At 35.5% G+C, this 602-nt stretch carries 1 protein-coding gene; it reads left to right on the top strand.

Annotated features, from left to right (window positions below):
• The coding region (locus CA598_RS31690; RefSeq protein WP_218832648.1) for a hypothetical protein at window positions 1–475 on the top strand (475 nt) is incomplete at its 5' end.
• Window positions 476–602: the final 127 nt, after the last annotated feature.

The following is a 602-nucleotide window of genomic DNA, read 5'->3' as shown; positions in this document are numbered from 1 at the left end:
AAAGGAGGGGCACATGGATCTTATAGGGGTATACGAGGTGAGTCGTCCTTCTTTAATGTCACTTCTGCTATCAATGATTTTTTCAAGTGGCATACTTTTGACAAGCGTCATAAATAATATGGATGGTAAAGTACTTTCATATATCGGATTTTTTTGGGTAATCTTTTGTCTGATAGTTGTAATCGTATTGCTCTATAGGATCATTACGATTAGAAGGTTCATTGAAATCAAGATTCTTCCGGACTCAATAATAGTTGAAAATAAAGAAATTGAAGCAAACCGAATTGAGAATATTTATGTAAAGGGCTATTTCAAACCGGTAATAGGGATTAAACCTGTAGATCATAAATTTGCTCCCTATAAATTATGTTTTAGTTTTCTTGAACAGGAATACAGGGGAATGAAAGAACTAACCAAATGGGCTGAACGTAATCAAGTTAAACTGTCTCACAAAAGATTTATGAGATGGCTCTAAGGGACTGTGACAATACAAGGGGTGTTCCAAGAGCCTTGAAATGGCTGATGGGGCGCCCCCTCTTTTTGATCTTCCTTCATCTTAACACCAAGATGTAATATCCATTTTTTATAACATATGGTAATCT

It is taken from the genome of Paenibacillus sp. VTT E-133291 (genome assembly GCF_002264395.1).
In the GTDB taxonomy this organism is placed as follows: domain Bacteria; phylum Bacillota; class Bacilli; order Paenibacillales; family Paenibacillaceae; genus Paenibacillus_AQ; species Paenibacillus_AQ nitricinens.
The sequence above is the reverse complement of the archived record's forward strand: the minus strand, read 5'-3'. Positions and strand labels throughout refer to the sequence as shown.